The sequence below is a fragment of the Pseudomonas sp. LG1E9 genome, from assembly GCF_003290225.1.
Classification (GTDB): Bacteria; Pseudomonadota; Gammaproteobacteria; order Pseudomonadales; family Pseudomonadaceae; genus Aquipseudomonas; species Aquipseudomonas cyclaminis.
In genome coordinates this window covers 5,158,871-5,185,710 of record NZ_CP029983.1, presented here as the reverse complement: position 1 = coordinate 5,185,710, position 26,840 = coordinate 5,158,871, and the positions used below count along the sequence as shown (strand labels likewise).

Here is a 26,840-nt window from a genome sequence, read left to right as displayed (position 1 = left end):
CTTTGGGTATAAAAGTCGCGAGGTTGAGCAAAGGCAGCAGCGCCACAATAGTGGGTCAACGCTTCGGCATTCGAAGTTAATACAAAGTCTGCCGCATTATCAGAAAGCTGAGTTGTCCATAACATGAGGATGGCCTTTATCTGGCGTTGTTTGATGGCCAGATGCTAAGGCGTTGGTTTTTTTTAAAACAGATTAGAAATAGTGCGCGCAAGTAGTGAAATTCACTAAAGGCGTAGGAAGAAATTTCCTTTATTGGTCCTGTCAGTTGATTATTCGGCGGCAGCGGCTACACATAGTTGCCGGCTTTACCGGGATACTGCTCCGGCGAGGCGCTCATTTGCGCCTCGCCGGTTTCACTACTGCAGGGCTGGTGAGACCTGGGAGGTGGGCGTCAGTGCCAGTATCCCGTTACGTAGATCGGTGCCACTAGGCTGCTGATACAGGCTCAGTCCAAATTCCGGCAACACCGCCAACAGGTAATCGAAGATGTCGCCCTGGATCCGCTCGTAATCCGCCCACGCCGTGGTGCGGGTGAAGCAGTAGATCTCCAGCGGCACGCCTTGGGCGGTGGTTTGCATCTGGCGCACCATGCACGTCATGTTCGGCTGGATGTCCGGATGGCTTTTCAGGTAGGCCAGGGCATAGGCACGGAAGGTGCCGAGGTTGGTCATGCGGCGGCGGTTGGCCAGCAGTTGCGCGCTATGGCCCTGGGCTTCGTTCCAGGCCTTGAGTTCGGCCTGCTTGCGCCCGATGTAGTCGGTGAGCAGGTGCACCTGGGTCATGCGCACCTCTTCGTCATCGCGCAGGAAGCGCACGCCGCTGGCGTCGATGAACAGGCTGCGCTTGATCCGACGCCCACCGGAAGCCTGCATGCCGCGCCAGTTCTTGAACGACTCGGACATCAGGCGCCAGGTAGGAATCGAGACGATGGTCTTGTCGAAATTCTGCACCTTGACCGTGTGCAGGGTGATATCCACCACGTCGCCGTCGGCGCCGACCTGGGGCATTTCGATCCAGTCACCAACCCGCAACATGTCGTTGCTGGTGAGTTGCACACTGGCGACGAACGACAGCAGCGTGTCCTTGTACACCAACAGGATGACCGCCGACATCGCACCCAGGCCCGACAGCAGCAACAGCGGCGAACGGTCGATCAAGGTAGCGACGATGATGATCGCGCCGAACACGAACAGCACCATCTTCGCCAACTGTACGTAACCCTTGATCGAGCGGGTGCGCGCATGTTCGGTGCGGGCATAGATGTCCAGCAGGGCGTTGAGCAGGGCGCTCATGGCCAGGACCAGGAACAGGATGGAGATGGCCAGTGCCACGTTGCCGATAAACAGGATCGCGGTTTTGCTCAGGGCCGGCACCAGGTACAGGCCGAACTGGATCACCAGGGATGGCGTCATCTGCGCCAGGCGATGGAAGACTTTGTTGTGCCGCAGGTCATTGAGCCAGTGCAGCGCCGGTTGGCGGCCGAGCAATTTGACGGCGTGCAGGATGAGGTATCGCGCTATCCGTCCCAGCAGCAGGGCGACCACCAGCAACACCAGGAAACCGAGGCTGGCATGCAGCAACGGGTGTTCGTCGAGGGCGCCCCAGAGGTCTTGGACGTTGAGCCAGAGCTGTTTGATATCCATGGGTGAAACCGATTCCTCTGTAAGACAAGACGGGGCGATTAGAGCATCTAAGTGCGACAAAGTTGGCGTCACGGACAAAAGCCCTAACAAAAAAGCAGCTGATTAGCGCCGTTCGCGTAAAGAAACTCGGTTTGGGCGCCCGAAACCGTTACCCTATGCAGCTGATATTTTGTAATTCTTCGAGGTAGCACCCGTGTTTTCCCAATTCGCCCTGCACGAACGCCTGCTCAAAGCCGTGGCCGAGCTTAAATTTGTCGAGCCTACGCCTGTGCAAGCAGCGGCCATCCCGCTCGCGCTCGAAGGGCGTGACCTGCGGGTGACGGCTCAAACCGGTAGCGGCAAGACCGCCGCTTTCGTCCTGCCGGTTCTGAATCGTCTGATCGGCCCGGCCAAAGTCCGTGTGAGTATCAAGACCCTGATCCTGCTGCCAACCCGTGAGCTGGCGCAGCAGACCTTGAAGGAAGTGGAGCGTTTCTCGCAGTTCACCTTCATCAAGTCGGGCATCATCACGGGTGGTGAAGACTTCAAGGTCCAGGCCGCCATGCTGCGCAAGGTGCCGGACATCCTGATCGGCACCCCGGGCCGCATGATCGAGCAACTCAACGCCGGCAACCTCGACCTCAAGGAAGTCGAAGTGCTGGTGCTCGACGAAGCCGACCGCATGCTCGACATGGGCTTTGCCGACGATGTGCAGCGTCTGGTTGCCGAATGCGTCAACCGTCAGCAGACCATGCTGTTCTCCGCCACCACCGGGGGTTCGACCCTTCGTGAGATGGTCGCCAAGGTGCTGAACAACCCGGAGCACCTGCAGGTCAACAACGTCAGCGACCTGAACGCGACTACGCGCCAGCAGATCGTCATGGCTGACCACAATGTGCACAAAGAGCAGATCCTGAACTGGCTGCTGGCCAACGAGACCTACCAGAAGGCCATCGTGTTCACCAACACCCGTGCTGCGGCTGACCGCATCTACGGTCGCTTGGTGGCCCAGGACTACAAAGCGTTTGTCCTGCACGGTGAGAAAGACCAGAAGGACCGCAAGCTGGCCATCGACCGCCTCAAGGCCGGCGGCGTGAAAATCCTGGTTGCTACCGATGTAGCTGCCCGCGGCCTGGACGTCGATGGCCTGGACATGGTGATCAACTTCGACATGCCACGCAGCGGCGACGAGTACGTACACCGTATCGGCCGTACCGGGCGTGCCGGCAACGATGGCCTGGCCATCTCGCTGATCTGCCATGGCGACTGGAACCTGATGTCGAGCATCGAACGCTACCTCAAGCAGTCGTTTGAGCGCCGCACCATCAAGGAAGTCAAAGGCACCTACACCGGGCCGAAGAAGGTCAAAGCGTCCGGCAAGGCCGTTGGCGTGAAGAAGAAAAAGACCGACGCCAAGGGCGAAAAGAAGAAAACCGGCGCCAAGTCGCCGACCAAGCGCAAGATCGCCAACCGTCCGAAGACCGACAACCTGTCGCTCGTCAGCAAGGACGGCATGGCGCCGCTCAAGCGCCGCAAACCAGAAGCACCGGCCGCCGAATAAGCCGGGGCTGATGTGAAAAAACCGGACGTCGTCCGGTTTTTTTATGCCTTCAATTTTTCGCTTTTGCGGCAGCTTCTCTCAGCTCTTCAAGACGGGCGTCGATCAACTGGCACTTGTCAGGGAATTCGGCGCTCTCGGTGTCCAGGTCCATCTTCTGCAGCTCGTCGTTCATCTCTTTGGCTTTGCTGGGGTTCTGCTCGGTGAGCTTGGCCACTTGCATGGCTAACTGCTCTCGTTTGGCCGTGGCCTCGTCGGGCGTGCAGGCCCAGGCGGGCAGGGCGGTCAGCAGGGTGGCGGCGAAGGCCAGATTTCTCAGGGTATTCATGGTTCGAACCTCCTTGGCAATGATGTGCGGTTGAGGGGGCGAACGTCTGGAAAGTTCAGAGAAATGACGCCCGTCCGATGGGCTGAACGGCGGATGACGATACGAGTCACACCTTTTGACGGGACACTTTTCCATGCCCGCAGGAGGAATCAGGATGACGACTTACAACTGGGATTTGATCGAGCGTTTGCTGCACGAAGTGCAGAATGGCGAAGGCAGCTTTGCCCCGCGTAAATACGCCGAACAGGAAGCGGCCGAGAAGGCCACGGCGGGCCAGGACACTGGCAATCTGGATGCGTTGAAAAAGACTGCGGCAGATTATGAAGCGCTGCTGTTCAAACGCGGCTTTATTGAATCGCGCCCCGAGGAAGAGGGCGGCAATGGCGAGAATTTCATTCTCACGCCGCTGGGTGCCCAACTGCTGGCGCTGATCGACAGCTCCATTCCCGGCAACGATCATCCGCGCCAGGTACTGGATGAGCAGGACGATGCGCTTGATCCACAGACCTTTGCTGACGTGGCGTCCAAAGCACAGATCGCCTGATTCTTTTCACGCCCCGGCGCCCCAGGGCGCTGGGGCGAAACTGTCGGATCGGTAATCTGCCGCTAAGGTTGCTGACAGCCGGCGCCGCCTAATCTGCTGCCATTCAACTGACGGGCTTGAATTGGCATGCACCCTCTCACTTCTCGACGTACCTTCGTCAAATGCCTGGCCGCCGGCGGCCTGCTGGGCGGGCTCGGGATTTGGCGCCCACCGGTCTGGGCGCTGAGCAGCCCAGGCCAACCCACGGTGCTGGCCGGCACTGACTTCGATCTGTCTATCGACCAGACGCCGGTCAACCTCACCGGCCAGGCACGCACCGCGTTGACCATCAACGGCAGCCTGCCGGGCCCGCTGTTGCGTTGGCGCGAGGGCGACACGGTGACCCTGCGAGTGAAAAACCGCCTGGCCGAGCCGACCTCGATCCACTGGCACGGTATTCTCCTGCCGTCGACCATGGACGGCGTACCGGGCCTGAGTTTCAAGGGCATCGAGCCGGGCGGCGTGTTTGTCTATCAGTTCAAGGTCAAGCAGCACGGCACGTACTGGTACCACAGCCATTCTGGATTCCAGGAACAACAGGGCGTGTACGGCCCCTTGGTGATCGACCCCAGGGAGCCCGAGCCTTACGCCTACCAGCGCGACTACGTGGTGATGCTGTCGGATTGGACTGACGAAGACCCCGTCGCCCTGATGAAGACGCTCAAGAAGCAGTCCGACTACTACAACCTGCACAAACCCACCGTGAGTGATTTTGTGCGCGACGTGGGCAAGCAGGGCTGGTCGGCCACCCTCGCCGACCGCCGGATGTGGGCGCAGATGAAGATGAACCCTACCGATCTTGCCGACGTCAGCGGTGAAACCTACACCTACCTGCTCAACGGCCAAGCGCCGGGCCTGAACTGGACCGGGCTGTTTCAGGCCGGGGAGACGGTCCGTCTGCGCTTCATCAACGGCTCGGCGATGACATATTTCGATGTGCGCATTCCGGGCCTGAAAATGACCGTCATCGCCGCCGACGGCCAGCCGGTGCAGCCGGTCGACGTCGACGAATTGCGCATTGCTGTCGCCGAAACCTTTGACGTACTGGTGGAACCCACCGCTGAGGCATACACACTGTTTGCCCAGTCGATGGACCGCACCGGCTTTGCCCGAGGCACCCTGGCCCGTCAGGCAGGCGCGATGGCCCCAGTGCCGGCGCTTGACCCGCGTGTCTGGCTGAGCATGCAAGGCATGGCCATGGGCGGCATGGACCACGGAGCCATGGCGGATATGCCCGGTATGGAAGGCATGGACCACAGCGCCATGGGCGCAATTGCGATGCAGGCCCACCCGGCAAGCGAAGCGAACAACCCGCTGGTGGACATGCAAGCCATGAACCCGGTGCCCAAGCTCGACGACCCTGGCATCGGCCTGCGCAACAACGGCCGGCGGGTGCTGACTTACGCCGATCTGCGCAGTACGTTCGAGGACCCTGACGGACGCGATCCTGCGCGGACCATCGAGCTGCACCTTACCGGGCACATGGAAAAATTCGCCTGGTCATTCAATGGTGTGAAGTTTTCCGATGCCGAGCCCTTGCAGCTCAGCTATGGCGAGCGCGTGCGGCTGGTGCTGGTCAACGACACCATGATGAGCCACCCCATCCACCTGCACGGACTGTGGAGCGACCTGGAGGACGAGAACGGCCAGTTCCAGGTGCGCAAGCACACCATCGACATGCCGCCGGGCTCACGCCGCAGCTACCGCGTGACCGCCGACGCCTTGGGCCGGTGGGCCTATCACTGCCACCTGCTGTACCACATGGAAATGGGCATGTTCCGTGAAGTGCGCGTGCATGAATGAGGAGGCCAGTATGAGTCAGCGTGTTTTAGCGGTTTGCATGGCGCTGGTGTTCAGTCCGCTGGCGACTGCCGAGGAAGAGTTCCAAGGGATGAGCCCGGCGGTGCCGGCGTTGACTGAAAGCCGCACACCGATCCCGGTGCTGACCGATGCGGACCGTGCGGCGGTGTTCCACGAGCCGGGCGGGCATCGGGTGCATGACAGCGCCGTGCATTCGATGCTGCTGCTCAACCAGTTGGAATGGCAAGGCGGTGAAGGCAGTGGTGCGTTGAATTGGGACGCCAAGGGCTGGATCGGTGGTGACGTCGACCGCCTGTGGCTGCGCAGTGAAGGCGAGCGCAGCGCCGGGCGTACCGACAGTGCCGAAGCCCAGGCCCTGTGGGGACATGCGATCAGTCCGTGGTGGGATCTGGTAGGCGGCGTGCGCCAGGACTTCAAGCCCGATGACAACCAAACCTGGGCCGCTTTCGGCGTGCAAGGCATGGCGCTGTACAACTTCGAAGCCGAGGCGATGCTGTTTGTCGGCGAGTCAGGGCGCACCGCCGCACGACTGGAAGGGGACTACGACATCCTGCTGACCAATCGCCTGATCCTGCAGCCGACCGCCGAACTCAACTTTCATGCGCAAAACGACCCGCAACGCAGGGTTGGCGCGGGCTTGTCGGGTAGCGAGCTGGGCCTGCGGTTGCGTTACGACGTTCGCCGTGAGTTTGCGCCTTACGTGGGTGTCAGCTGGAACCGAACCTATGGCCAGACGGCGCACTACGCCCGTGAGGAAGACGAAGACATCAGCCAAGTACGCTGGGTCGTCGGCGTGCGCCTTTGGTTTTGAGCTTTTTCCTATACCTATAACTCGCCGCCTGGCGCGGCCCGGAGTCTTGCATGTCTGTGTTGAAAACTGCGTTAGCGGGTGGTGCGCTGTGGACCGGATTACTCATCAGCCTGCCGGCCTCGGCCCACCCGAAACTGCTGTCGTCCATTCCGGCGGCCGGCGCCCAGGGCGCGGCGCCGGCCGTGATTGAGCTGCGTTTCTCGGAGAACCTGCTGACACAGTTCTCTGGCGCCAAGCTGACCATGACCGATATGCCCGGCATGCCCAATTCGCCGATGCCGATGAAGGCCAGCGTGGCAGCCAGCGTCGACCCCAAGGTGATGCTGATCAAACCGGCTTCCATGCTGACGGGTGGCACCTACCGGGTCGACTGGCGGGCAGTGTCATCCGATACCCATCCGATCACCGGTAACGTGGTGTTCAGTGTCCAGCCATGAGTGAACTGAGCCAAATATTGCTGCGCTTTGCGCTGTATCTGGACTTGATGCTGGTGTTTGGCCTGGGGCTTTTTGGCCTCTACGGCCTCAATGCTGCAGAACGTCCTTTATTGAATTTCAAGAAGCTGCTGGGAGGGACGGCGAGCCTTGGCGTGCTGCTTTCGATCACGTCGATGTTAAGTATCACCCAGGCCATGAGCGGTGCCACGGATTGGCCGACGTTATGGCCGCACCTGCAGATGATGCTGACGCAGACTGACCTGGGCTGGACAGCGTGCCTGCGCATTGTGGCGCTGGTGCTGGTCACCTTCGTCAACCTATCTCTGGCCACGCTGTTTGGCGGTGTCGCACTGGTGACCCTGATGTGGACCGGGCACGGCGTGATGCACGAGGGCGCGCCTGGGGCGTGGCACATGCTAAGCGACAGTGCGCACCTGTTGGCGGCGGCGGGGTGGCTGGGCGCGTTGGCGGCGTTTGCACTGTTGCTGATGCGCGCATCATTGGGAGATGCCCGCCGCGTGGAGGCATTGGCTGCCGCACTGGCGGGGTTCGAGCGCACAGGTGCGGGGTTCGTCGTCGTGCTGATCGTCAGCGGCGTGGCGAATTATCTGTGGGTGGTCGGGCCGAATCTGGACGGTCTCACCGGCGGTATCTATGCGCGCCTGTTGAGCCTGAAACTAGGCGTGTTCGGCGTGATGCTGGGGCTGGCGACGCTCAATCGCTTCCACCTGACGCCGTTTCTGCAACGCGCCCTGGCAGCGGGCGACCCGGCGCCGGCCATTGCCGCGCTGCGGCGCAGCATGGCCCTGGAGTTCGGCGCCGTGATGCTGATTCTTGCACTGGTGGCATGGCTGGGCACTCTGTCGCCTACTTAGGCCTCGGCGCTCTTCAGGCATTTGAGTGCCTTGAAGTCGCTGCGTACGCCGTCGATTTTCTGCGTGAGTTTCAAGCGTTGCTGCGGCGTACTTTCCGCCATCACGTCGACAATCAGGCTGCGCGCCGCGGCTTCGGTCTGGGCGTAAGCCGCACGATATTGCGGGGTCCACAGGCTTTCGCGGTCCACCAGCAATTGCTGCATTTTCTTCGGGAAGTCGGTGCTGTGGCGTTGCTGCACGGCGTCGATAAATTGCGCCTGCCAATGGGCGCGGTTGCCGATCCATTCCTGATTCTGCTCGCCCAGGGCGATTGACCAGGCTGTGACACGATTCTGCTGACTGGTGCTCAGCGGGCCCATCCAGGTGTCCAGGCGTTTATTCATGCGCTCGGCGCGGTCCTTGATTTGCTGAGCCAGCGGCGGCTTCAGGTAATCGTCCTGGCGTTTGCGCAGGTCCTTGGCCAGGGCGTCGTTCATTTCCTTGACCTGTTGTTCATCCAATCCCTGGAGCAGTTCAATGGCCGAGGGAGTGATCTCACGTGCGATTTCAGCAATGGCTTGTTCGGCTTCGGCGGTACGCATCTTAAGCGCCGCGTCGGTAACCTGGTTGTCGTCGACCATCTGTTGCAGGCGATCGAGCCAATCCAGGTAACCGGGCAACTGTGTGGTGCAGTGCCAGGCCAGGTGCTCCTTGAGTTTGTCGTTGAACCAGCTCTTCTGCCCGGCGTTCATGTCCAGGTAGTCATTGAGGGTCCAGGGGATGATCACGTCCAGGTTGCGATAGGCCAGCCCCACGCGATTGCAGCCGGCGAGTGCCAGGCTCAGGGTCAGGAGTACCACCAGCAGTTTGAGCCGATGCAGCATGGGCGTGTCCTTGGGCAGAGAGAGTCAATGCATGTGAACCCGCGTCGGGCGCGACAGTTCAGCCCATCAATAAAACGACCGCACGGCCTTCAAGGTCAACAGCCCGTCGCATTGCGAATTGTGTCCGGAGTACGCCGAGCAATCGCCGCCGCTGAGGCTGGAGTCGCTGTAGATCAGGTCCAGGTCGATGCCCTTCCAGGCACGGGAGAATTGCACCGACCAGTCGCTGAAACTGCTGATGGTGCCGCCGTCTACCGAAGCCGGCGTGCCCAACTGATGAGTGGTGTACTTCATGCTCACGCCGATGCCGAAGGGCTGGGTGCCGCCGAGATCGGCAAAAATTGTGCTGTCCTGGCGGTCCGGGTCGTTGCTGAAAGAGGCGCCGAAGCGATTGCCCAACAGGTTCAGGCCGCCATAGAACTCCTGGCTGTCGAGGGGGCTGAGCTTGGGGTAGCTGTAGTGGATCAAGCCGACTTCATAGCCGAGTGTCTGGTCGAAGGGGTGTTTAAAGCCCATGTAGGAATCGACTTCGAGGGTGCTTGCTGAGGACAGGCCCATGTTGGGCGAGAATTGGCCGAAGTACAGGCCACTGTCGTGGCTGAGGTCAAGGCCGCCGTGGAAAGAATCGCTACCCGGTGAGGTCGGCTTGACCAGGCCCTGGGCCATGCTGCGGCTGGGGGTAGTGCCCAATTTCAGGTCGAAGTCGCCCAATTCGCGCTGGAAGATCTGCGCTTCGGCAAGAGGGCAAGCCACTAATGTGCTGACCAGAAAAATGCAGGACTTGAGCATGCTTCACTCCATGAAAAGCGAGGAGCAGTAATGGAGAAGATCGGGCAGATGCCCGCGCTAGACGTGTGCAAGGATACCGGCGAATGTCAGGCGATGAGGCCCGTTCGTCGATTAGCGCACTATTGAATGTTAGGGGAGGGTGCTTCGGGCTCTAGTCCTAGCGCCTTGAAGGCAAGACGCTTAGGGACCAGGTGTGCTGCGCGGTATTACTTTTTACCCAGGCTGATCTGCTTGGACGGGCCGAAAGTCTGGCCGCTCACGCCCTTGGCAATTTGCTGGATTTCACCACCGGATTTGAGGAACGCAGCGATTTGGCTGTTGATCGATTCGCTGGTTTCAACGGCGGGAGCTGGCTTTGCTTTGCTGTTGGATGCTTTTACGCGCATGGCGGCCACTAACCTGTAGAAAATTAACTTGGCCAGGCATCGTACAGGAAATACTTGACAATTGCTTGGCAAATATCCCCTGGGAATAAGTGCCGCAGCTGGAAATAAACGAAGTTCATCGTTGAAATTACCCCGTAACTTGCTGTTTTGGCTGCAAACCCTGGGGCGAAGCAGCGCTGGCGCAGGAGTAAAATCCAGCCAAATGATCGGACGAGCGGAGCGATGCCCTTTGGAAGACTCACCCGACTGTGATTTTTCAGGCGCGCGCGCGTGGCGCACGCAACTCGGGTAGAATGCCGCCCACGCAATGAGGGTATTGGAAATGGCTCTAGTCGGGCGCTACAACAGCTTACAAGTGGTAAAACACACTAACTTCGGTTTGTACCTGGATGGTGCGCAAGATGGCGAAATCCTCTTGCCTAATCGGTATATCCCCAAAGATATTCCCAGTGAAGATGAAGACTGGCTTAACGTTTTCATTTACCTGGACAGCGATGACAAACTTATCGCCACTACCGAGAAACCCAAAGTTCAAGTCGGCGAGTTCGCCAGTTTGAAAGTGGTGGAAGTCAACAGCATTGGTGTATTCCTCGATTGGGGTTTGCCAAAAGACTTGTTGTTGCCGTACTCGGAAGAAAAACGCCAGATGACTGCCGGTGAATATTGCGTGGTGCACGTCTACCTCGACAAGCACACCAAGCGCATCACCGCCACCGCACGTCTTGATCGCTACCTGGACAAGACCCCGGCCAACTACGTCGTAGGCCAGGAAGTCGACCTGCTGGTGGCCGAAGCCACTGACATGGGCTTCAAGGCGATCATCAACAACAAGCACTGGGGCCTGATTCACAAGAACGAGGTGTTCAAGTTCCTGCGCCCGGGCAAGGAAGAAAAAGGCTTCATCAAAGAGATCCGCGCCGATGGCAACATCAGCCTGAGCCTGCAACCGGTTGGCCAGGAAGCGGCCTCCAGCCTCAACTCGAAGATTCTCGCCAAGTTGCGCGAAAACAACGGCACATTGCCGGTCAGCGATAAAAGCGACCCGACCGTAATCAGCAATTTGTTCGGCGTGAGCAAGGGCAACTTCAAGAAGGCTATTGGTGCGCTCTACAAGCAAGGTCAGATTGTGATCCATGCGGATCGTATTGAACTTAGCTGAGTAGGGTTTGCTCTTCTGTAGGAGCAATGGGCTCCTACAGAGGTTGCGTCGATGTCCAAGAAGTCTGTGTTTGCTTACCTCGGCACCTTGCTTGCTTTCCTGGTGCTCGACGGCCTGTGGCTCGGTGTCCTTATGGGCCCCACCTACAAATCCCTGCTGGGTCCGCTGATGCTTGATCAGCCCCGCCTATTGCCCGCAGTGCTGTTCTATCTCCTGTATGTCCTCGGTTGTGTGGTGTTCGTGGTCTTGCCCAGCATCAGTTGGCAGCGCGCGGCGCGTATGGGGGCCTTGCTGGGGCTTGTGGCCTATGGCACCTACGACCTGAGCAACTGGGCCACGCTGCAAGGCTGGTCTACTGGATTGGCGCTGATGGACATGGCCTGGGGCACCGTTTTGACGGCGGTGTGCTGCACGGTTGGGCACCTGTGTGCACATCGGGTGCACCGATGATTGTGTACAGGATTTATTTGCACCGTTGCTGAGCGTGGTCCCCGCTACGAAGGTACCTTCATCTCCTTTGAAACGCCGTTGTAGAGGGATTGTGTGCCATTGGCACGTATTCTGCTGACTGTCTCGTATACAAAACTTGCCGCCTTCCGTATGCACCCCTGCGACGGAAGCGCAGGCCGGTATGACGAGGAGCCCAGCGATGACCGAACAATTGCCCAAAGGCTATAGCCCACGCCTGTATAACCAGGATCTGGGCCCGCTGCCGCAGAAGTGGAACTGGTACAACATCTTCGCCTTCTGGATGAGTGACGTGCACAGCGTTGGCGGGTATGTATTCGCCGCCAGTCTGTTTGCTCTGGGGCTGGCCAGTTGGCAGGTGTTGATCGCCTTGCTCGCCGGTATTTGCATCGTGCAACTGATCGCCAATCTGGTGGCCAAGCCGAGCCAACAGGCTGCCGTTCCTTACCCAGTGATCTGCCGGCTCGCCTTTGGTGTCTTTGGCGCGAATATTCCTGCAGTGATTCGCGGTCTTATCGCCGTGGCCTGGTATGGGATTCAGACCTACCTGGCGTCCAGCGCGCTGATCATTGTGGTTTTACGATTCTTCCCACAGATGGCGGTGTATGCAGAGCCGCATTTCGCCGGGCTGTCCTACCTGGGCTGGTTTGGTTTCCTCAGCTTATGGGTGCTGCAAGCGGCAGTTTTCTGGGCCGGCATGGAGTCCATCCGCCGCTTTATTGATTGGGCGGGGCCGGTGGTCTACGCAGTGATGTTTGCCCTGGCCGGTTGGATCGTCTGGAAGGCGGGCTGGTCGAACATCAGCTTTACCCTGGCGGAAAAATCCCTGTCGGGCTGGCAAGCGTTCGGCCAAGTGATCGTGGCCACTGCGCTCGTGGTGTCGTACTTTTCGGGACCAACCCTGAATTTCGGTGATTTCAGCCGCTACTGCCGCAGCATGCAGGATGTGCGACGCGGAAACTTCTGGGGCCTGCCAGTAAATTTCCTGGCGTTCTCCCTGGTGACCGTAGTGATCGTCTCGGGCACGTTGCCGGTGTTTGGCGAGATGCTCCACGATCCGATTGCCACGGTGTCGCGTATCGACAACAACATGGCCGTGCTGCTGGGTGCGTTTGCCTTTGTGACCGCGACCATCGGTATCAATATCGTCGCCAACTTCGTGTCCCCGGCGTTTGACTTCGCCAACGTCGCACCGAGCAAAATCAGCTGGCGCGCCGGTGGCATGATCGCGGCGGTCGCCTCGATCTTTATCACCCCATGGAACCTGTTCAACAACCCGCTGATGATCCACTACACCCTGGATATCCTCGCGGCGTTTATCGGGCCGCTGTTCGGGATCCTGCTGGTGGATTTCTACCTGATCAAAAAACAGAAGATCGACGTGGATGCGCTGTTCGATGACAGCCCAAATGGCCGCTATTACTTCGACGGTGGCGTGAACTGGACAGCGGTCAAGGCCCTGGTGCCCGCGACACTGGTGGGCGTCGCGATCACCTTCACCCCGGCGTTGCAGGGCATGGCCAACTTCGCCTGGTTTACCGGCTGCTTCCTGGGAGGGCTGTTTTTCCTGGTGCTGGCACGGCGCGAGCAGGTGCGCACGCAAGCGCCGCTGGTTGCCGGCTGACCAATATTGCTCCCGCCAGTAACAGGCCTGTGCCGGCAATGACCAATGCCGGTCGCAGGCCACCGCTGAGGTGGCTGCTCACCGACGCCAGCAAGGGCCCGCTCAATTGGCCGATGGCAAAGCTGGCGGTCAGCAGCCCGGTACTGCGCTGATAGCCGTCGGGTGCCACCTCCCGCATGCGCGCCATTACGAGCTGCATGCAGGCCAGGAATGGTCCGCCGCACAACAGAACCCCCAGCGCCAACCCCCAACCATTACCCAGCAAGCAGGCGAACACCCCGGCCGCTTGGAGCCAGAGGGTGGTCATCAGCCAGCGGCGGGTCGTGTCCGGGTCTTTGCGACGCAAGGTCGCCACCCCCACTCCAACCGCTGCGAGCAGGCCGAAGCACGGCCAGAACAGATCGGCTTGCCAGGCGCCTTTGAATTGGGCGCTGGCCATCTGCGACAGGAAGGTTGCTGGAATGATGTAACCCAGTCCGAACAGGACATAAATCCAACACAGGTGCTTGATGCTGCCGTTACTGCCCGCGTCGTTATGGCTGGCGACAGGGGCGCTGGCGCACGGCTGCGGCAAAAACGGCAGGATCGCGAGCAACATCACCAGTGCCACCGCGCCATAGACCAACCATAAGGTGGCGGAGTCTTGTCCCAGCAGGTTTGAGCCGAGCGCCAATAACCCGGTCAACAGAATCCCCAGGCCCGGCCCGGCAAATACCAGGGCGCCCAGACGCGGCCGTCCGGCGGCGAGTGCCAGTGGTTGGCTCAAACTGGTGATCATCACCAAGGCCCAGGCACTCGCCACACCCGTGCCAAAGCGCAACAGCAGGTGCGGCCAGAATGCGTGGGCCCAATACGATGCAAAGGTCAGCAACACACACAGCCACAGCCCGCCGTACAGACGACCGCGTACATGGCGATGGCCGCGGGCGAAAATCGAGTCTACGGCGCCCACGAAATAGCCCAGGTAATTGGCGGCGGCGATCAGACCGGCGTCGGTCAGGTCGACCTGCCCTTCGCTGAGCATATGGGGCATTTGCGGGGTGAGGGCGAAGCGGCCAATGCCCATGGCCATCATCAGGGCGATGGAGCTGGCGAGTAAGCGAATGAGGGGTGACATGGTCAGGTGTCCTGCTGAGAAACGAATGACCGTCAGCCTAAAGTGGATTGACTTTCTGTAAAATTGAATAATAGTGAGTAACTTGTTCAGTTTTGGAGAAAGGTATGGAGTTCAGTCAATTGCGGATTTTCCAGGCCGTGGCGCAAGAGGGCTCCATCACCCGTGCGGCAGAGCGCCTGCACCGCGTGCCGTCGAACCTGTCGACCCGTCTCAAGCAAATGGAAGAGCAACTCGGCGTAGAGCTGTTCGTGCGTGAACGCCAGCGCTTGCAGCTGTCTCCGGCAGGCAAGATATTGCTGGACTACAGCACTCGCCTGCTGGCACTGCACGACGAAGCCCACGGCGCGGTGCAAGGCGGCCAGCCGGCCGGTGATTTTGTGCTCGGCAGCATGTACAGCACCGGCGCGGTCCATCTGCCCAAGCTGCTGGCGCGTTATCACAAGGCTTATCCGATGGTGAATCTGCAGGTGCAGTCCGCACCCAGCGGTGAACTGCTGGAAGGTCTGATCACGGGACGCCTGGACGCCGCGTTTGTAGACGGCCCGCTGAGCATCGCCACACTGGACGGCGTGCAGTTATGCGAGGAAAAACTGGTGCTGATCTGCGAAGCCGAGCACCCACCCGTGCGTGGTCCGCAGGATGTTGCCGGCCGCTCGGTGTTCACGTTCCGACGCAGTTGTGCCTATCGCACACGCCTGGAAAGCTGGTTTTCCCACGGGCGCGTGGCCATGGGACGGGCGATTGAGATCGAATCCTATCAAGGCATGCTCGCTTGCGTGATCGCCGGTTCCGGGGTGGCGTTGATGTCCCAATCCATGCTCGACAGCCTGCCGGGCAAGGACAGCGTGTCCGTTCATCCGCTGACCGGGCAATTTGCCACTGCGACCACCTGGCTGATGTGGCGAAAGGGTATGCTCGGCGCTAACCTCAATGCGTGGATTGATCTGCAGCAGCTCGGTCAGCCCGAGGTCATGAAAGACAGTCGCGCCATTGCTTGACCGGTTCGTCAGCATTTGGATGGATTTGGTAATAGTTCATTGTGGTTTCGTTCAAGCAATACGTAGGACTTAGGGCTACTATCAATGTAGGAAAGGGCGACAGAACATGCGCCTACCAGCATTACCCTCAAAGGGGGCAAACCATGAAAGAGAAAATTCAAAACTGGCTCCATGATCTGGGTGTTGCACTGGGCTTGATCGAGCCTCCGCTGCAGCCGGTGCCGATTCGTACGGATGATGAGCAGCGGCGTCCACGTCGTAGGTAAGGCCCGATCTCCGACCGCAGCGGGTTTAAATGTGGGAGCGGGCTTGCTCGCGAATACGGTGTGTCAGTTGATGGTTAAGTTGACTGATAAACCGCATTCGCGAGCAAGCCCGCTCCCACATTTGCTTTGCATCAAACGAAAAAGCGGCTGCGATATCCAGCGTCGTGCCCGCTGACATATCCGTTTGTATTCTCTTCTCATCGCCTCTTGCGTATCAGTCTTTGTATTAGCTATCGGAATCGGACTACCGTGATGTCAGAATTATCTGGCTTATTTTATTTTTAATCTAAGCGTAGGTTGAATTTTATTAGGAATAGATATGTATCGTTTACGTTTCTGTAATTTCCTAAAGAGGGCAGATGTATGAGTTAATTAAAAATCGCTGGAGACAAAGTTATGATGCGCTCGCCCATCCCGCCAGTTGCCGCCTCACTTATCGCCATTGCTGAACATGTTTTGCATATCGCACCTGTATCGAGAGCCTGGAAGGCAACCGCACCCAGCAATGTTGTTTTTATTCCCCCATCATTAACCAAGCAAGCTCTGCTCATACAGATCGCATTACTGCGTCCGTCAACCCTCATAGTCGGCGACCAATCCATTGATGGAGATGTTATCGAGCAATGGCGTGTATCCCACCCATTTGGAGACCTCTGTTTGATCCGAAGAGGTACAAGCCTGGATAAGATACGGATAGATCTATGCGAATCCAACGGTATCCGAGTGGTCAATACGCCCGGGGTCAACGCACCGCATGTTGCAGCTTATATTCTGTACTGGCTGACACTGGCCAATGGTTCCGTCCCCCATGACATCAGTGTGCTGGGATACGGCAATGTGGGCAAAGAGTTGGTCAAGCGGTTACTTGATCGAGACCCGGATGTTCGGATTAAAGTGTTGAGTCCACGCGGCCGCGCGCCGGATCCTACCGGAATAGCGTCTACCGATGGTCGAGTGTCATTTGTGACGGACTGGTTCGAGGCGCTGCAGGGTGCCAGTGCTGTCGCCATCTGTTTATCCCTGAATGATGAGTCCACCCATCGTATCGACCAAGCCCTCATTCGTTGTATGCGTAGAGATGCCCGTCTGATATGCGTCGCCAAACCGGACGTGTTCAGCGACGATGCTTTACAGGCCCTGTCAATGGCTGAAGACATCCAATTGGTCTTGGATTACGGGCCTACAACATTGGACGCGTTTCGCATGCGTACCCATGCGCTCGGTTGTAGTGTCACCACTTGGCGCAGACCAGCGACGCTGACTGTGCAGGCGGCAACCGGCGAAGACTGCCATTGCGACCTTGATTATGCTGTTTCTGTTCAACTGAGTTTGATGACCTTGCGCGGCCTTGTCAGGCGTAAACTTGCACACTCATTGGCGATTCCTTCCCTGCATGCAAATACCGATGCGCCGCATGTATCGATTATCGGCAGAGGGATTAACGGTCTGCTCCAGGCTGTGATTTGTCGTTTGGCGAATTATCAGGTCACCGTCTATGGGAGAAGTCGGGAGAGTGATGGTGCCAGTCATAAGCGTGTGAACATGCGCCATCTGTCAGCGACGGAGACGACTGCAAAGCCGCTACATAACGACTATCTACTTTCCGGAAATCAATGTCTTGCAGTTGAGTGCAACCGCGCCGGCATTGAGTTGTTTGAAAAGCTCCTGGCTGACAACCCGTCGCTGGCGCAATTCGCGCGAGCGCGGGTTGTACGCTGTTACAGGGAGGACGCGAGTGACGTAGCTGCTGCGATATGTGAGCAACGCGACATCGAAAACAGGCCGTGGCCTAGTGGCAAAACTAAGGGTGAATTCGCAGAAATCAGTCAGCAACAGTTTCTGGCGCGTTATGGCGTCCCAGGAATAAGTCGAGCAATTGAGGTATCAGGCTACGATGTCGAATTTATCCATCTAATGGATGAAATAGAGGCGCTGCTGCAGCGCTCGGGGGTTCAGTTCCATATTCAGCATCTGAGTTCAGTCGAGATTGCTGAGCTGAGCAGAGAACACTTCGTCATCACTGCTATGGGCGTAGAGGAACCAGAAGTTATTCCGATCATCGGCTGGTTTTTCAAGCTGCGCGCTGTGGGTAATGAAGGTGCCGAAATGCGTGGTCTCAAGCTGCAATACGATCTGCCAATTGGCGTCATGAACTGCCGCTTGGACGGTGACTGTATTCTTGTCTCCGGTGGTCAGGTTCCGCCTGATTCTACGCCGGATTACAAGGAGCAAATCCTGGCAGCGTGTCTGGCCGCTGTTTCTTTGCACTTTCCAATGTCTTACCGCAGCGCAATCGAAAATGGCGATTTGCGCATAGTCGAATGTGCCAGGCCTGGTACCTCAGATGGACTATCGATTGTTTATTGGGCCGCCCACCATCAAATCGCCGCCGGTGGCACCTATGCCGCGGGCACAACCCAAGGATTGGTCTGGGCCTCCCTGGTCCAGGAAATCATTCAGGCAAACCAAAACCTGTCCGTTGAGCGATAAAAAAACGGGCGCGACATCCGACGTCGCGCCCGCTGAAGAAACCGTTTCAATGCTGTTGGACGTCAAGCCACCCGAGTCGCCACCGCCTCCGGCCGACGCGACAGCAAGCTCACCAGCACAAAACTCACCAACCCAACCGCCAGGCTGTAGTAAATCGGCGTGTTCGCATCCAGCCCATCCTTGAACATGAACACCAACGCCGTCACAAAACCCAATGTCATGGAGGTAATTGCCCCCGCCGTGGTGGCGCGCTTCCAGAAGATCGCCCCGATCAACGGGATCAACATGCCGCCGACCAACAGGTTGTAGGCCAGGGTCAGCGCGCTGATCACATCGCTCACCACCAGTGCGATACCCAGCACTGCGATACCGGTCAGCATCGTGAACAGGCGGTTGATGTTGAGGCTCGACTGTTTTCCGCCACGCAAACGCGGCAGCAGGTCTTCGGTCAGTACGGTGGAGGCAGCCAGCAAGCCAGCGCTGGCGGTGGACATCATCGCCGCCAGTGCTGCGGCAATCACCAGGCCACGAATCCCGTCCGGCAGCGACATTTTAACGATGGCGGCAAATGCGTTGTTGACGTTGTCCAGGTCCGGAATCAACACATGGGCCGCCATGCCGATCAGCGCACAGGCCAGGCCATAGAGGATGCAGTAGAAACCGGCGAAGGTGCCCGCGTACTTGGCGACCTTTTCGTCGCGGGCGGTGAACACCCGCTGCCAGATGTCCTGGCCGATCAGGATGCCGAAGAAGTAGATCATGAAGTAGGTGATGATGGTGTCCCAGCCAATCGCGGTGAAGCTGAAACTGGATGCCGGCAACTTGGCCACCAGTTCATCCCAGCCGCCGACGCGGTACAGGCAGATCGGCAGCAGGATAAACATCAGGCCGACGGTCTTGATCACGAATTGCACGATATCGGTAAGGGTCAGCGACCACATGCCGCCGATGGTCGAATACACCACCACCACGCCACCGCCCAGCAGCACCGAGATCCAGAACGGCAGGCCGAACAGCACTTGCAGCACGGTGCCGATGGCCAGGATCGAAGTCACGCCAATCATCAGCGCGTAGGCCAACATGATCACCGCGCTGGCCTGGCGGGCCATGGGGTTGTAGCGTTTTTCCAGGACCTGGGTGACGGTGAAAATCTTCAACTTGAGCAGCGGCTTGGCCAGGAACAGGTTCAGCGCAATGATCCCCATGCCCAGCGCGGCACACAGCCAGAAGCCGGAGATGCCATGCACGTAGCCCAGCCGCACGGTGCCGACGGTGGACGCACCGCCCAATACCGTAGCGGCCATGGTGCCCATGTACAGCGTCGGGCCCAGGTTGCGACCGGCCACCAGGTAGTCTTCGTGGGTCTTGGCGCGGCGCATGCCGTAATAGCCGAGCACGAGCATGCCGGCGGCGTAGATGAGTACGACGAATAAATCCAAAGCCATGACGGCGAGTCTCCGATTATTTTTTATTGTGCTGAAGGCACTTGCAGTGCAGAAGGAGCTTGCAGCGGCGAGGGCGCTTGCTGTGGCGAGGGGCCATAGACGGCCGCCGGTTCCGGAAACAGCCGCAGCAGCGTCAGGTACACCACCGACGCCAACCCCAACGTCACCGGCAAGCTGATATCAATGCCCTGCGCCAAATTGCCCAGCGGCCCCACAAACTGCCCTGGCAAATTGACGAAGCACAGCCCCACCAGCGCACTCGGAATCCATGCCCCCAGCCCGCGCCAGTTCCAGCCATGGCTGAACCAGTAGCGCCCGCCGGTTTCACCGCGGGTGAACACTTGCAGGTCATCCGGGCAGTAGAAACCGCGACGCACGATCAGGCCGATGATCATCATCACCATCCACGGTGTGGTGCAGGTGATGATCAGCACGGCGAAGGTCGACACGCTCTGCACCAGGTTGGCGGCGAAACGTCCGATAAAGATGAAGGCAATCGACATCACCCCAATCAGCAACGTCGCCTTTACCCGTGAGAGCAAGCGCGGGAACACGCTGGACATGTCCAGCCCCGTGCCATACAGCGAGGTCGTGCCGGTGGACATGCCGCCGATCACCGCGATCAGGCACACCGGCAGGAAGAACCAGGTCGGTGCCACCGCCAGCAAGCCGCCGACGTAGTTGTTGGCCGCGATATAGTCCGGTGCCTTGATCGCCACGATGGTCGCGGTGGCCAGGCCGAACAGGAACGGGATCAGGGTGGCGATCTGAGCCGCAACCACCGCCAGCATGATGCGCATTTTCGGCGTCTCACGTGGAATGTAGCGCGACCAGTCTCCGAGGAATGCGCCGAAGGAAATCGGGTTGCTCATGGCTACCAGCGCTGCGCCGATAAACGCCGCCCAGAAGCCGGTCTGGCCCATGGCGACGCTGCCCGCGAAGTGGCTGTCGAAGGCTGGCGCGAACGCGAAGATCCCCAGCAAAAACAGCAGGCTGGCCGCCCACACCGCAATGCGATTGACCCACAGCATGAAACGAAAACCGTAGATGCACACCGTCAGGACGAGCAGGGCGAACAGGCCATAGGCCAAGCCCAGGGTCAGGTCAGTTTCCGGCAGGCCTATCAGACGTTTCGCACCACCTACCAACGCATCGCCTGAACTCCACACCGACAGTGAGAAGAAGGCAATCGCCGTCAGCAATGACAAAAACGAACCGACAATCCGCCCGTGCACGCCAAAGTGCGCCCCGGAAGACACCGCGTTGTTAGTGCCATTGATCGGCCCGAACAGGCCCATGGGCGCCAGGATCACAGCACCCACCAGCACGCCCAGCACAATCGCCCAGACACCGGCCTGGAACGACAAGCCAAACAGCACCGGGAACGAGCCCAGTACGGCAGTGGCAAAGGTGTTGGCACCGCCGAAGATCAGGCGGAACAGATCCTTGGGGCTGGCGGTACGCTCGTGGTCGGGGATCTGTTCGACCCCGTTGGTTTCAATCTTGCGAATACTGTTTTGGTTGTTTTTATTATTCATGATCAGCTCCGATCACATTGGCTAAGGGGGCGGCAGCCCTTCCGGCACAGCGGACAAATGTTCGTGACAGGCCAGCCACAGGCCTTCTTGTTGTTCTGTGCGTAGCCCTTGCCTTTTGAAGACAATGGTCTCGCGTTCCTGGCTAGAGAATTGCTCCCCGTTCATGCGCAGCTCGGTGGCCACGTCATGCACAAATATCGCCACGTCACCCTGCAGGCTGACAAAGGCATTACTCGACGTACACGACAGCACCTCGAATCCCTCGTCCGTGCGCCAGCTGTCCCACAACGCCTGGTAGGCATCGCGACTGAGCAGCGGCTGGGGGAGGGTGTAGAACACAAAGCTGGCGTCGGCCGTGAACGCGCCGAAATAGGCGGCGCGATCATTGCGGGCGAAGGCCGCCACCAGCTCGGCGGCGGCTTGCAACACCGCTTGCGTGCTCATCAGCGATGCGCCACGCCGGGCAGTACGCAGAGCATCTCGTACAGCAGGTTGGCGCCGAGCAGTGAGGTGTTGCCGGTGGTGTCATAGGGCGGTGAAACTTCTACCAGATCACAACCAATCAGGTCGAGGCCCTGGCAGCCTCGGATGATCTCGATCGCCTGGATGGTGGTCAGCCCGCCGATTTCCGGGGTACCGGTGCCGGGTGCCCACGCCGGGTCGATGCCGTCGATGTCGAAGCTCAGGTAAACCGGGCCGCCACCGACTTTCTCACGCACTTCGGCCATCAATGGCGCGAGGGAGTGATGCCAGCATTCTTCAGCCTGGACCACACGGAAACCCTGTTTGCGGCTCCAGTTGAAGTCTTCGGCGGTGTAGCCCTGAGCGCGCAGGCCAATCTGCACCACGCGGTCGCAATCGAGCAGGCCTTCTTCCACGGCGCGGCGGAAGGTGGTGCCGTGGGCGATTTTCTCGCCGAACATATGGTCGTTGACGTCAGCGTGGGCATCGATGTGTACCAGCCCGACTTTGCCGTGTTTCTTGTGGATCGCCCGCAGGATCGGCAGGGTGATGGTGTGGTCACCGCCCAAGGTCATGGGGACCACGTTGTGTTCGAGGATCTCGTCGTAGGCTTCTTCGATGATGCGCACGGCGTCGAGCAGGTTGAAGGTGTTGATCGCCACGTCGCCGATGTCGGCCACCGACAGCGAGTCGAACGGTGCGGCGCCGGTGGCCATGTTGTACGGGCGGATCATCACCGACTCGGCGCGGATCTCACGCGGCCCGAAGCGGGTGCCGGCGCGCAGCGAGGTGCCGATGTCCAGGGGCACGCCGACAAAGGCGGCGTCCAGGCCCTTGGCCGATTGCAGGTGGGGAAGACGCATCATGGTGGCGATGCCGGCGAAGCGCGGCATTTCGTTGCCGCCCAGTGGTTGGTGGAAAATCTTGTCCACGGGATTGCCTCATCGTTGTTTTGTTTATTAGAGGCCGATTCTGCGAAAAGCCCGTGGCGGGAAGAATCGGCAGGGGCAAATACTTAGTTCAGATTTTTCTAAACTAATGCCTGGGGTAAACTGCGTTCAAATGTGGGAGGGGGCAAGCCCCCTCCCACAGGATTTTGTGTATGCCTCTGGAGACCTCATGGCCAACGCCTTGCCCGACCTGAAACTCCTGCGCATCTTCGTCAGCGTCGTGCGGCACCAGGGGTTTGCCAATGCGCAGCACGAACTCAACCTGTCCACGTCGGCCATCAGCACGTATATGAGTCAGTTGGAGTCGGCGTTGGGCCTGGTGCTGTGCCATCGCGGGCGTGGTGGCTTCAGTCTCACCAGCAAGGGCGAGTTGTTCCATCAGGAAACCCTGCGTCTATTAGCCGAGCTGGAAGGCTTCGAGCAATACGCCGCCGCACTCAAAGGCGAGCTGCGCGGCACCCTCAAGCTCGGCGTGCTCGACTCCACCGTCAGCGACAAGGCCTTGCCGTTCGCCGAAGTGATTGGCGCCTACAGCCTGGAACACCCGGCGGTGCACCTTCATTTATCGGTGATGAGCCCTTACGAGCTGCAGCTAGGTGTGCAGGACAATCGCCTGGACCTGGCCATCGGCGCCTTCTCCAATCGCATGAGCGGGCTGATCTACATGCCGCTGTACCGCGAGCAGCACTGGCTGTATTGCAGTACGCGGCATCCTTTGTTTAATGAACGACGCATTCCCGAACAAGTGATCACCCAGCAACGCATGGTTGGACGCGGCTACTGGAGCCAGGCGGAACTGGCGCGCCACGGTTTCAAGCACAGTGCCGCCACGGTGGAAAGTATGGAGGCGCAACTGATCCTCGTGCTCTCCGGCGCCTATATCGGCTACCTGCCGGAGCATTACGCCCAGGCCTGGGCCGACAAGGGCGATCTGCGCGTGCTGCTACCGGCCACCTTTGGTTACCAGGCGCCGTTCTCGATGATCATGCGCCGTGGCCGCAGCCGCGAGCCGCTGATCCAGACCTTCCGCGATTTGCTCAAAGCCCAGCTCAACCAGGCCTGATAAACCATGTCCAGACCCCAATGTTCCCGTTGCCTCAGGCCCGTCACCCATTGCCTGTGCCCGCTGATCCCCAGCCTCGACAGCCGCACCCGCGTGTTGCTGTTGCAGCACCCGAGCGAGGTCAACCATGCGCTCAACACGGCGCGGTTGGCGGCGTTGGGCTTGAACAATGCACAGTTGGTGGTGGGTGAGGTGTTTGATGATTTGGCGACATTATTGAACCCGCCGGGTTATCAGGCGCGCCTGCTGTTCCCCGCCGACGACGCGCAGCCGCTGCAGGCCTATGTGCCCGGGGAGCAGCCTCTGTTGTTGGTGGTACCCGATGGCACCTGGCGCAAGGCGCGCAAGTTGCTGCACCTCAATCCGTTACTGGCGGCGTTGCCACGGGTGACCTTGGCCGACGGCGGTGTATCGCGCTATCGGCTGCGCAAGGCGCCCGGGCCGGGGGCCTTGTCGACCATTGAAGCCATCGTGCAGGCGTTGCAGGTATTGGAAGCGCCATTGTCGTTCGAGCCGTTGCTCAAACCCTTTGAAGCGTTGATCGAAGGGCAGATTGCGGCGATGGGGGATGAGGTCTTCCATAAAAATCATGGCGACGGTCGGCCTGGCTAGCAGGTTCATCGAGGTGCGGCGATCGGGGGCAAGCCCCCTCCCACATTTGACTGTATTCACAATTCAAGGGTGGGAGGGGGCTTGCCCCCGATAGGGCCCCCCCAGTCACCTTATTCCTTTAAGCCATAAGCACCGCACTTTGCGTGATATGGCCCGCCGGCCTTTCCCGGTATGATGTGCGCCCCGCAGTCTGGATTGCGAATACGCCATGACCTTGCAGTACCCTACAATCGCCGATTGCGTCGGCAACACGCCCCTGGTCCGCTTGCAACGCATGGCGGGTGAAACCAGCAATACCCTGTTGCTCAAGCTCGAAGGGAACAACCCCGCAGGCTCGGTCAAGGACCGCCCGGCGCTGTCGATGATCACCCGTGCCGAATTGCGCGGGCAGATCAAGCCTGGCGACACCTTGATCGAAGCCACCTCGGGTAACACCGGGATCGCCCTGGCCATGGCCGCTGCGATCAAGGGTTACAAGATGGTGTTGATCATGCCCGACAACGGCAGTGCCGAGCGCAAGGCGGCGATGACCGCCTATGGCGCCGAGCTGGTGCTGGTGACCCAGGAAGAAGGCATGGAAGGCGCTCGCGATCTTGCTGAGCGCATGGCCGCCGAAGGCCGTGGCCAGGTGCTGGACCAGTTCGCCAATGGGGACAACCCCGAGGCGCACTACACCAGCACCGGCCCGGAGATCTGGCGCCAGACCCAAGGCACCATTACCCATTTCGTCAGCTCCATGGGCACCACCGGCACCATCATGGGCAACTCGCGCTATCTCAAGGAGCAGAACCCGGCGATCCAGATCGTCGGCCTGCAACCGATGGAAGGCTCGGCTATCCCTGGCATTCGTCGCTGGCCCGAAGAGTATCTGCCGAAGATCTACAACGCCACGCGCGTGGATCGCATCATCGACATGGCCCAGCGCGAAGCCGAAGACACCACCCGCCGCCTGGCCCGTGAAGAAGGCATCTTCTGCGGCGTGTCCTCCGGCGGCGCAGTGGCCGGTATGTTGCGTTTGTCCAAGGAAGTGGAAAACGCGGTGATCGTCGCGATCATCTGTGACCGAGGCGACCGTTACCTGTCGACCGGCATTTTCGACGAACCCAACTGATGGCCAAGCACGAGAGAGGCCTGCGCTTCCAACCGACGGGCGGCAGCCGGGCCCCACAGATCCCCGTGGGCAAGAAGCAGCGCCTGACCATCGAGCGCCTGGCCAATGACGGCCGTGGCATCGTGTTCTTTGAAGGCCGCACCTGGTTCGTCAATGGCGCGCTGGCTGGCGAAGAAGTCGAAGCGCGGGTGCTGGGCGCCCACGGCAAAGTGGTCGAGGCCCGCACCGAGCGGGTGTTCAAGGCCAGCGAACTGCGCCGCCCGGCGCCCTGCGCCCACGTTGGCCGCTGCGGCGGTTGCAGCGTGCAGCACTTGCCCCACAACGAACAACTTGCCCTGAAACAGCGCATGCTCGCCGAGCAACTGTCCCGTGTGGCCGGTGTCGAACCGCAAGAGTGGGCCGCGCCGTTAAGCGGCCCCGAGTTCGGTTACCGACGCCGTGCCCGCGTGGCCGTGCGCTGGGATGCCAAGGCGAAAAAACTCGAGGTGGGTTTCCGCGCAGTGGCCAGCCAGGACATCGTCGCCATCGACGATTGCCCGGTGCTGGTACAGGCCTTGCAACCGATCATGCAACGTCTGCCGAACATGCTGCGGCGTCTGAGCAAGCCTCAGGCACTGGGGCATGTGGAGTTGTTCAGTGGCTCGTCCGTCGCCGTGTTGCTGCGGCACATGGCGCCGTTGTCGGAAGCGGACCTGCTGATCCTGAAAGAATTCTGCAGTTTCCATGAAGCCCAATTGTGGCTGCATGGCGAAGGCCAGCCGGAACCGGTTGAGCCCGATCAGTCACTTGGGTTTCGATTGGACGCCTGGGACCTGGCGCTGGCGTATCGACCAGGGGATTTTGTCCAGGTCAACGCCGGGGTCAACGAGGCGATGGTTGCCCAGGCCCTGGACTGGCTGGCGCCGCAGCCCGATGAACGGGTGCTGGACCTGTTTTGTGGGCTGGGCAACTTTGCCCTGCCACTGGCAAAACAGGTGCGAGAAGTGGTGGCGGTGGAAGGTGTGCAGACCATGGTGGACCGGGCCGCACAGAACGCTATCAGCAACAATTTGCATAAAGCACAGTTTTTTCAGGCCGATTTGTCCCAGCCTTTGACTGACGCAGATTGGGCCAAACAGGGCTTTTCTGCGGTACTCTTGGATCCACCCCGCGATGGTGCCCAAGAGGTTGTGCGCAAGCTCGCTACCCTGGGGGCCAAGCGCCTGGTGTATGTGTCCTGCAACCCGGCGACGCTGGCGCGGGACACGGTTGAGTTGGTCAAGCAAGGCTACCGGCTAAAACGTGCCGGGATCCTCGACATGTTTCCGCAGACAGCGCATGTCGAGGCCATGGCGTTATTTGAAGCGGGCTAGGATGCCCGTTTAATCCGACTGGCCTGCATTCTCCAAGGCCGTGATCTGCCAGGGAGTTTGCAGCAAAAGGTCGGCATGATTTTTGGCGCATCCAAGGTGCGTCGTAGGGAAG

Annotated in this window: 26 protein-coding genes; 16 read left to right on the top strand and 10 right to left on the bottom strand. The window is 59.6% G+C overall.

What is annotated here, in order from left to right; translation table 11 throughout:
- Positions 1 to 356: 356 nt before the first annotated feature.
- Complete coding sequence (locus DNK50_RS23715) at positions 357 to 1,643, bottom strand: mechanosensitive ion channel family protein (protein ID WP_099584044.1); 1,287 nt, start codon at positions 1,641 to 1,643, stop codon at positions 357 to 359.
- Between the two features lie 193 nt (positions 1,644 to 1,836).
- Here DNK50_RS23715 and DNK50_RS23710 point away from each other — a divergent pair, with 193 nt between their 5' ends.
- On the top strand, positions 1,837 to 3,183 hold the full coding sequence (locus DNK50_RS23710; RefSeq protein ID WP_112196412.1) for a DEAD/DEAH box helicase: 1,347 nt from the start codon (positions 1,837 to 1,839) through the stop codon (positions 3,181 to 3,183).
- A 49-nt stretch (positions 3,184 to 3,232) separates the two neighbouring features.
- Here the strand turns inward: DNK50_RS23710 and DNK50_RS23705 are convergent, their stop codons facing one another.
- Complete coding sequence (locus DNK50_RS23705) at positions 3,233 to 3,508, bottom strand: hypothetical protein (protein WP_112196411.1); 276 nt, start codon at positions 3,506 to 3,508, stop codon at positions 3,233 to 3,235.
- A 154-nt stretch (positions 3,509 to 3,662) separates the two neighbouring features.
- Here DNK50_RS23705 and DNK50_RS23700 point away from each other — a divergent pair, with 154 nt between their 5' ends.
- From DNK50_RS23700 to copD, 5 genes are all read left to right on the top strand, one after another.
- Positions 3,663 to 4,052, top strand: a complete 390-nt coding sequence (locus DNK50_RS23700; protein WP_112196410.1) for a transcriptional regulator — start codon at positions 3,663 to 3,665, stop codon at positions 4,050 to 4,052.
- A 126-nt stretch (positions 4,053 to 4,178) separates the two neighbouring features.
- Positions 4,179 to 5,894 (top strand): copper resistance system multicopper oxidase, encoded by a 1,716-nt coding sequence (locus tag DNK50_RS23695; RefSeq protein WP_112196409.1) that lies wholly within the window; start codon positions 4,179 to 4,181, stop codon positions 5,892 to 5,894.
- Between the two features lie 10 nt (positions 5,895 to 5,904).
- The gene (locus tag DNK50_RS23690) at positions 5,905 to 6,723 is read left to right on the top strand and encodes a copper resistance protein B (protein ID WP_112196408.1); all 819 of its coding nucleotides are present in this window, start codon (positions 5,905 to 5,907) and stop codon (positions 6,721 to 6,723) included.
- A 50-nt stretch (positions 6,724 to 6,773) separates the two neighbouring features.
- A complete protein-coding gene (copC, locus tag DNK50_RS23685) occupies positions 6,774 to 7,160 on the top strand; it encodes a copper homeostasis periplasmic binding protein CopC (RefSeq protein ID WP_112196407.1) in 387 nt (128 codons plus the stop codon).
- A complete protein-coding gene (gene copD / locus DNK50_RS23680) occupies positions 7,157 to 8,035 on the top strand; it encodes a copper homeostasis membrane protein CopD (RefSeq protein WP_099584051.1) in 879 nt (292 codons plus the stop codon). Before copC ends, copD begins: the two co-directional genes overlap by 4 nt.
- Here the strand turns inward: copD and DNK50_RS23675 are convergent.
- From DNK50_RS23675 to DNK50_RS23665, 3 genes are all read right to left on the bottom strand, one after another.
- Positions 8,032 to 8,898 carry a DUF6279 family lipoprotein gene (locus DNK50_RS23675; RefSeq protein ID WP_112196406.1) on the bottom strand — a complete coding sequence of 289 codons (867 nt, stop codon included), beginning with the start codon at positions 8,896 to 8,898 and terminating at the stop codon, positions 8,032 to 8,034. The genes copD and DNK50_RS23675 overlap by 4 nt on opposite strands.
- 66 nt (positions 8,899 to 8,964) lie before the next feature.
- Positions 8,965 to 9,687, bottom strand: coding sequence for a TorF family putative porin (locus tag DNK50_RS23670; protein ID WP_099584053.1), 723 nt, complete (start codon positions 9,685 to 9,687; stop codon positions 8,965 to 8,967).
- Between the two features lie 206 nt (positions 9,688 to 9,893).
- Positions 9,894 to 10,073 carry a hypothetical protein gene (locus tag DNK50_RS23665; protein ID WP_003193095.1) on the bottom strand — a complete coding sequence of 60 codons (180 nt, stop codon included), beginning with the start codon at positions 10,071 to 10,073 and terminating at the stop codon, positions 9,894 to 9,896.
- A gap of 322 nt (positions 10,074 to 10,395) precedes the next feature.
- On the opposite strand from DNK50_RS23665, the gene DNK50_RS23660 reads away from it, so the two are divergent.
- The 3 genes from DNK50_RS23660 to DNK50_RS23650 all read left to right on the top strand — a co-directional run bounded on the left by DNK50_RS23660 (position 10,396) and on the right by DNK50_RS23650 (position 13,324).
- Positions 10,396 to 11,232, top strand: a complete 837-nt coding sequence (locus DNK50_RS23660) for a S1 RNA-binding domain-containing protein (RefSeq protein ID WP_099584054.1) — start codon at positions 10,396 to 10,398, stop codon at positions 11,230 to 11,232.
- Between the two features lie 51 nt (positions 11,233 to 11,283).
- Complete coding sequence (locus DNK50_RS23655; protein WP_112196405.1) at positions 11,284 to 11,682, top strand: DUF2177 family protein; 399 nt, start codon at positions 11,284 to 11,286, stop codon at positions 11,680 to 11,682.
- 199 nt (positions 11,683 to 11,881) lie between these two features.
- Positions 11,882 to 13,324 (top strand): NCS1 family nucleobase:cation symporter-1, encoded by a 1,443-nt coding sequence (locus DNK50_RS23650; RefSeq protein WP_112196404.1) that lies wholly within the window; start codon positions 11,882 to 11,884, stop codon positions 13,322 to 13,324.
- Here DNK50_RS23650 and DNK50_RS23645 read toward each other — a convergent pair.
- Positions 13,236 to 14,441, bottom strand: coding sequence for an MFS transporter (locus tag DNK50_RS23645; protein ID WP_112196403.1), 1,206 nt, complete (start codon positions 14,439 to 14,441; stop codon positions 13,236 to 13,238). The genes DNK50_RS23650 and DNK50_RS23645 overlap by 89 nt on opposite strands.
- A gap of 104 nt (positions 14,442 to 14,545) precedes the next feature.
- On the opposite strand from DNK50_RS23645, the gene DNK50_RS23640 reads away from it, so the two are divergent.
- From DNK50_RS23640 to DNK50_RS23635, 3 genes are all read left to right on the top strand, one after another.
- On the top strand, positions 14,546 to 15,439 hold the full coding sequence (locus DNK50_RS23640; RefSeq protein WP_112196402.1) for a LysR family transcriptional regulator: 894 nt from the start codon (positions 14,546 to 14,548) through the stop codon (positions 15,437 to 15,439).
- Positions 15,440 to 15,582: 143 nt separating this feature from the next.
- Positions 15,583 to 15,705: a PA1414 family protein gene (locus DNK50_RS29325; protein ID WP_003193089.1), complete on the top strand. Its 123-nt coding sequence runs from the start codon at positions 15,583 to 15,585 to the stop codon at positions 15,703 to 15,705.
- A 396-nt stretch (positions 15,706 to 16,101) separates the two neighbouring features.
- Positions 16,102 to 18,195 (top strand): FAD-dependent oxidoreductase, encoded by a 2,094-nt coding sequence (locus DNK50_RS23635; protein WP_112196401.1) that lies wholly within the window; start codon positions 16,102 to 16,104, stop codon positions 18,193 to 18,195.
- Between the two features lie 62 nt (positions 18,196 to 18,257).
- On the opposite strand, the gene DNK50_RS23630 is transcribed toward DNK50_RS23635, so the two are convergent.
- Genes DNK50_RS23630 through speB form a run of 4 tightly spaced genes read right to left on the bottom strand, consistent with a single transcriptional unit; the run spans position 18,258 to position 22,572 of the window.
- Complete coding sequence (locus DNK50_RS23630; protein WP_112196400.1) at positions 18,258 to 19,640, bottom strand: sodium:solute symporter; 1,383 nt, start codon at positions 19,638 to 19,640, stop codon at positions 18,258 to 18,260.
- Positions 19,641 to 19,663: 23 nt separating this feature from the next.
- Positions 19,664 to 21,178: a cytosine permease gene (locus DNK50_RS23625; protein WP_112196399.1), complete on the bottom strand. Its 1,515-nt coding sequence runs from the start codon at positions 21,176 to 21,178 to the stop codon at positions 19,664 to 19,666.
- 21 nt (positions 21,179 to 21,199) lie between these two features.
- Complete coding sequence (locus DNK50_RS23620) at positions 21,200 to 21,622, bottom strand: nuclear transport factor 2 family protein (RefSeq protein WP_112196398.1); 423 nt, start codon at positions 21,620 to 21,622, stop codon at positions 21,200 to 21,202.
- Positions 21,622 to 22,572: an agmatinase gene (gene speB / locus DNK50_RS23615; RefSeq protein ID WP_083357426.1), complete on the bottom strand. Its 951-nt coding sequence runs from the start codon at positions 22,570 to 22,572 to the stop codon at positions 21,622 to 21,624. The genes DNK50_RS23620 and speB overlap by 1 nt, the downstream gene beginning before the upstream one ends.
- Positions 22,573 to 22,759: 187 nt before the next feature.
- On the opposite strand from speB, the gene DNK50_RS23610 reads away from it, so the two are divergent.
- From DNK50_RS23610 to rlmD, 4 genes are all read left to right on the top strand, one after another.
- Complete coding sequence (locus tag DNK50_RS23610; protein ID WP_003175387.1) at positions 22,760 to 23,653, top strand: LysR family transcriptional regulator; 894 nt, start codon at positions 22,760 to 22,762, stop codon at positions 23,651 to 23,653.
- 6 nt (positions 23,654 to 23,659) lie between these two features.
- Positions 23,660 to 24,265 carry a tRNA-uridine aminocarboxypropyltransferase gene (locus tag DNK50_RS23605; protein ID WP_112196397.1) on the top strand — a complete coding sequence of 202 codons (606 nt, stop codon included), beginning with the start codon at positions 23,660 to 23,662 and terminating at the stop codon, positions 24,263 to 24,265.
- A 208-nt stretch (positions 24,266 to 24,473) separates the two neighbouring features.
- A complete protein-coding gene (cysM, locus tag DNK50_RS23600; RefSeq protein WP_099584064.1) occupies positions 24,474 to 25,376 on the top strand; it encodes a cysteine synthase CysM in 903 nt (300 codons plus the stop codon).
- Entirely contained in the window at positions 25,376 to 26,728 is a 1,353-nt protein-coding gene (rlmD, locus tag DNK50_RS23595) for a 23S rRNA (uracil(1939)-C(5))-methyltransferase RlmD (RefSeq protein WP_112196396.1), read from the top strand. Before cysM ends, rlmD begins: the two co-directional genes overlap by 1 nt.
- The last annotated feature ends 112 nt before the right edge of the window (positions 26,729 to 26,840 follow it).

Bases quoted from the DNA above. Each gene is read 5' to 3' on its own strand.
- DNK50_RS23715 (WP_099584044.1), bottom strand. From the start codon at position 1,643: ATGGATATCAAACAGCTCTGGCTCAACGTCCAAGACCTCTGGGGCGCC.
- DNK50_RS23705 (WP_112196411.1), bottom strand. From the start codon at position 3,508: ATGAATACCCTGAGAAATCTGGCCTTCGCCGCCACCCTGCTGACCGCC.
- DNK50_RS23700 (WP_112196410.1), top strand. From the start codon at position 3,663: ATGACGACTTACAACTGGGATTTGATCGAGCGTTTGCTGCACGAAGTG.
- DNK50_RS23695 (WP_112196409.1), top strand. From the start codon at position 4,179: ATGCACCCTCTCACTTCTCGACGTACCTTCGTCAAATGCCTGGCCGCC.
- DNK50_RS23690 (WP_112196408.1), top strand. From the start codon at position 5,905: ATGAGTCAGCGTGTTTTAGCGGTTTGCATGGCGCTGGTGTTCAGTCCG.
- copC (WP_112196407.1), top strand. From the start codon at position 6,774: ATGTCTGTGTTGAAAACTGCGTTAGCGGGTGGTGCGCTGTGGACCGGA.
- copD (WP_099584051.1), top strand. From the start codon at position 7,157: ATGAGTGAACTGAGCCAAATATTGCTGCGCTTTGCGCTGTATCTGGAC.
- DNK50_RS23675 (WP_112196406.1), bottom strand. From the start codon at position 8,898: ATGCTGCATCGGCTCAAACTGCTGGTGGTACTCCTGACCCTGAGCCTG.
- DNK50_RS23670 (WP_099584053.1), bottom strand. From the start codon at position 9,687: ATGCTCAAGTCCTGCATTTTTCTGGTCAGCACATTAGTGGCTTGCCCT.
- DNK50_RS23665 (WP_003193095.1), bottom strand. From the start codon at position 10,073: ATGCGCGTAAAAGCATCCAACAGCAAAGCAAAGCCAGCTCCCGCCGTT.
- DNK50_RS23660 (WP_099584054.1), top strand. From the start codon at position 10,396: ATGGCTCTAGTCGGGCGCTACAACAGCTTACAAGTGGTAAAACACACT.
- DNK50_RS23655 (WP_112196405.1), top strand. From the start codon at position 11,284: ATGTCCAAGAAGTCTGTGTTTGCTTACCTCGGCACCTTGCTTGCTTTC.
- DNK50_RS23650 (WP_112196404.1), top strand. From the start codon at position 11,882: ATGACCGAACAATTGCCCAAAGGCTATAGCCCACGCCTGTATAACCAG.
- DNK50_RS23645 (WP_112196403.1), bottom strand. From the start codon at position 14,441: ATGTCACCCCTCATTCGCTTACTCGCCAGCTCCATCGCCCTGATGATG.
- DNK50_RS23640 (WP_112196402.1), top strand. From the start codon at position 14,546: ATGGAGTTCAGTCAATTGCGGATTTTCCAGGCCGTGGCGCAAGAGGGC.
- DNK50_RS29325 (WP_003193089.1), top strand. From the start codon at position 15,583: ATGAAAGAGAAAATTCAAAACTGGCTCCATGATCTGGGTGTTGCACTG.
- DNK50_RS23635 (WP_112196401.1), top strand. From the start codon at position 16,102: ATGATGCGCTCGCCCATCCCGCCAGTTGCCGCCTCACTTATCGCCATT.
- DNK50_RS23630 (WP_112196400.1), bottom strand. From the start codon at position 19,640: ATGGCTTTGGATTTATTCGTCGTACTCATCTACGCCGCCGGCATGCTC.
- DNK50_RS23625 (WP_112196399.1), bottom strand. From the start codon at position 21,178: ATGAATAATAAAAACAACCAAAACAGTATTCGCAAGATTGAAACCAAC.
- DNK50_RS23620 (WP_112196398.1), bottom strand. From the start codon at position 21,622: ATGAGCACGCAAGCGGTGTTGCAAGCCGCCGCCGAGCTGGTGGCGGCC.
- DNK50_RS23610 (WP_003175387.1), top strand. From the start codon at position 22,760: ATGGCCAACGCCTTGCCCGACCTGAAACTCCTGCGCATCTTCGTCAGC.
- DNK50_RS23605 (WP_112196397.1), top strand. From the start codon at position 23,660: ATGTCCAGACCCCAATGTTCCCGTTGCCTCAGGCCCGTCACCCATTGC.
- cysM (WP_099584064.1), top strand. From the start codon at position 24,474: ATGACCTTGCAGTACCCTACAATCGCCGATTGCGTCGGCAACACGCCC.
- rlmD (WP_112196396.1), top strand. From the start codon at position 25,376: ATGGCCAAGCACGAGAGAGGCCTGCGCTTCCAACCGACGGGCGGCAGC.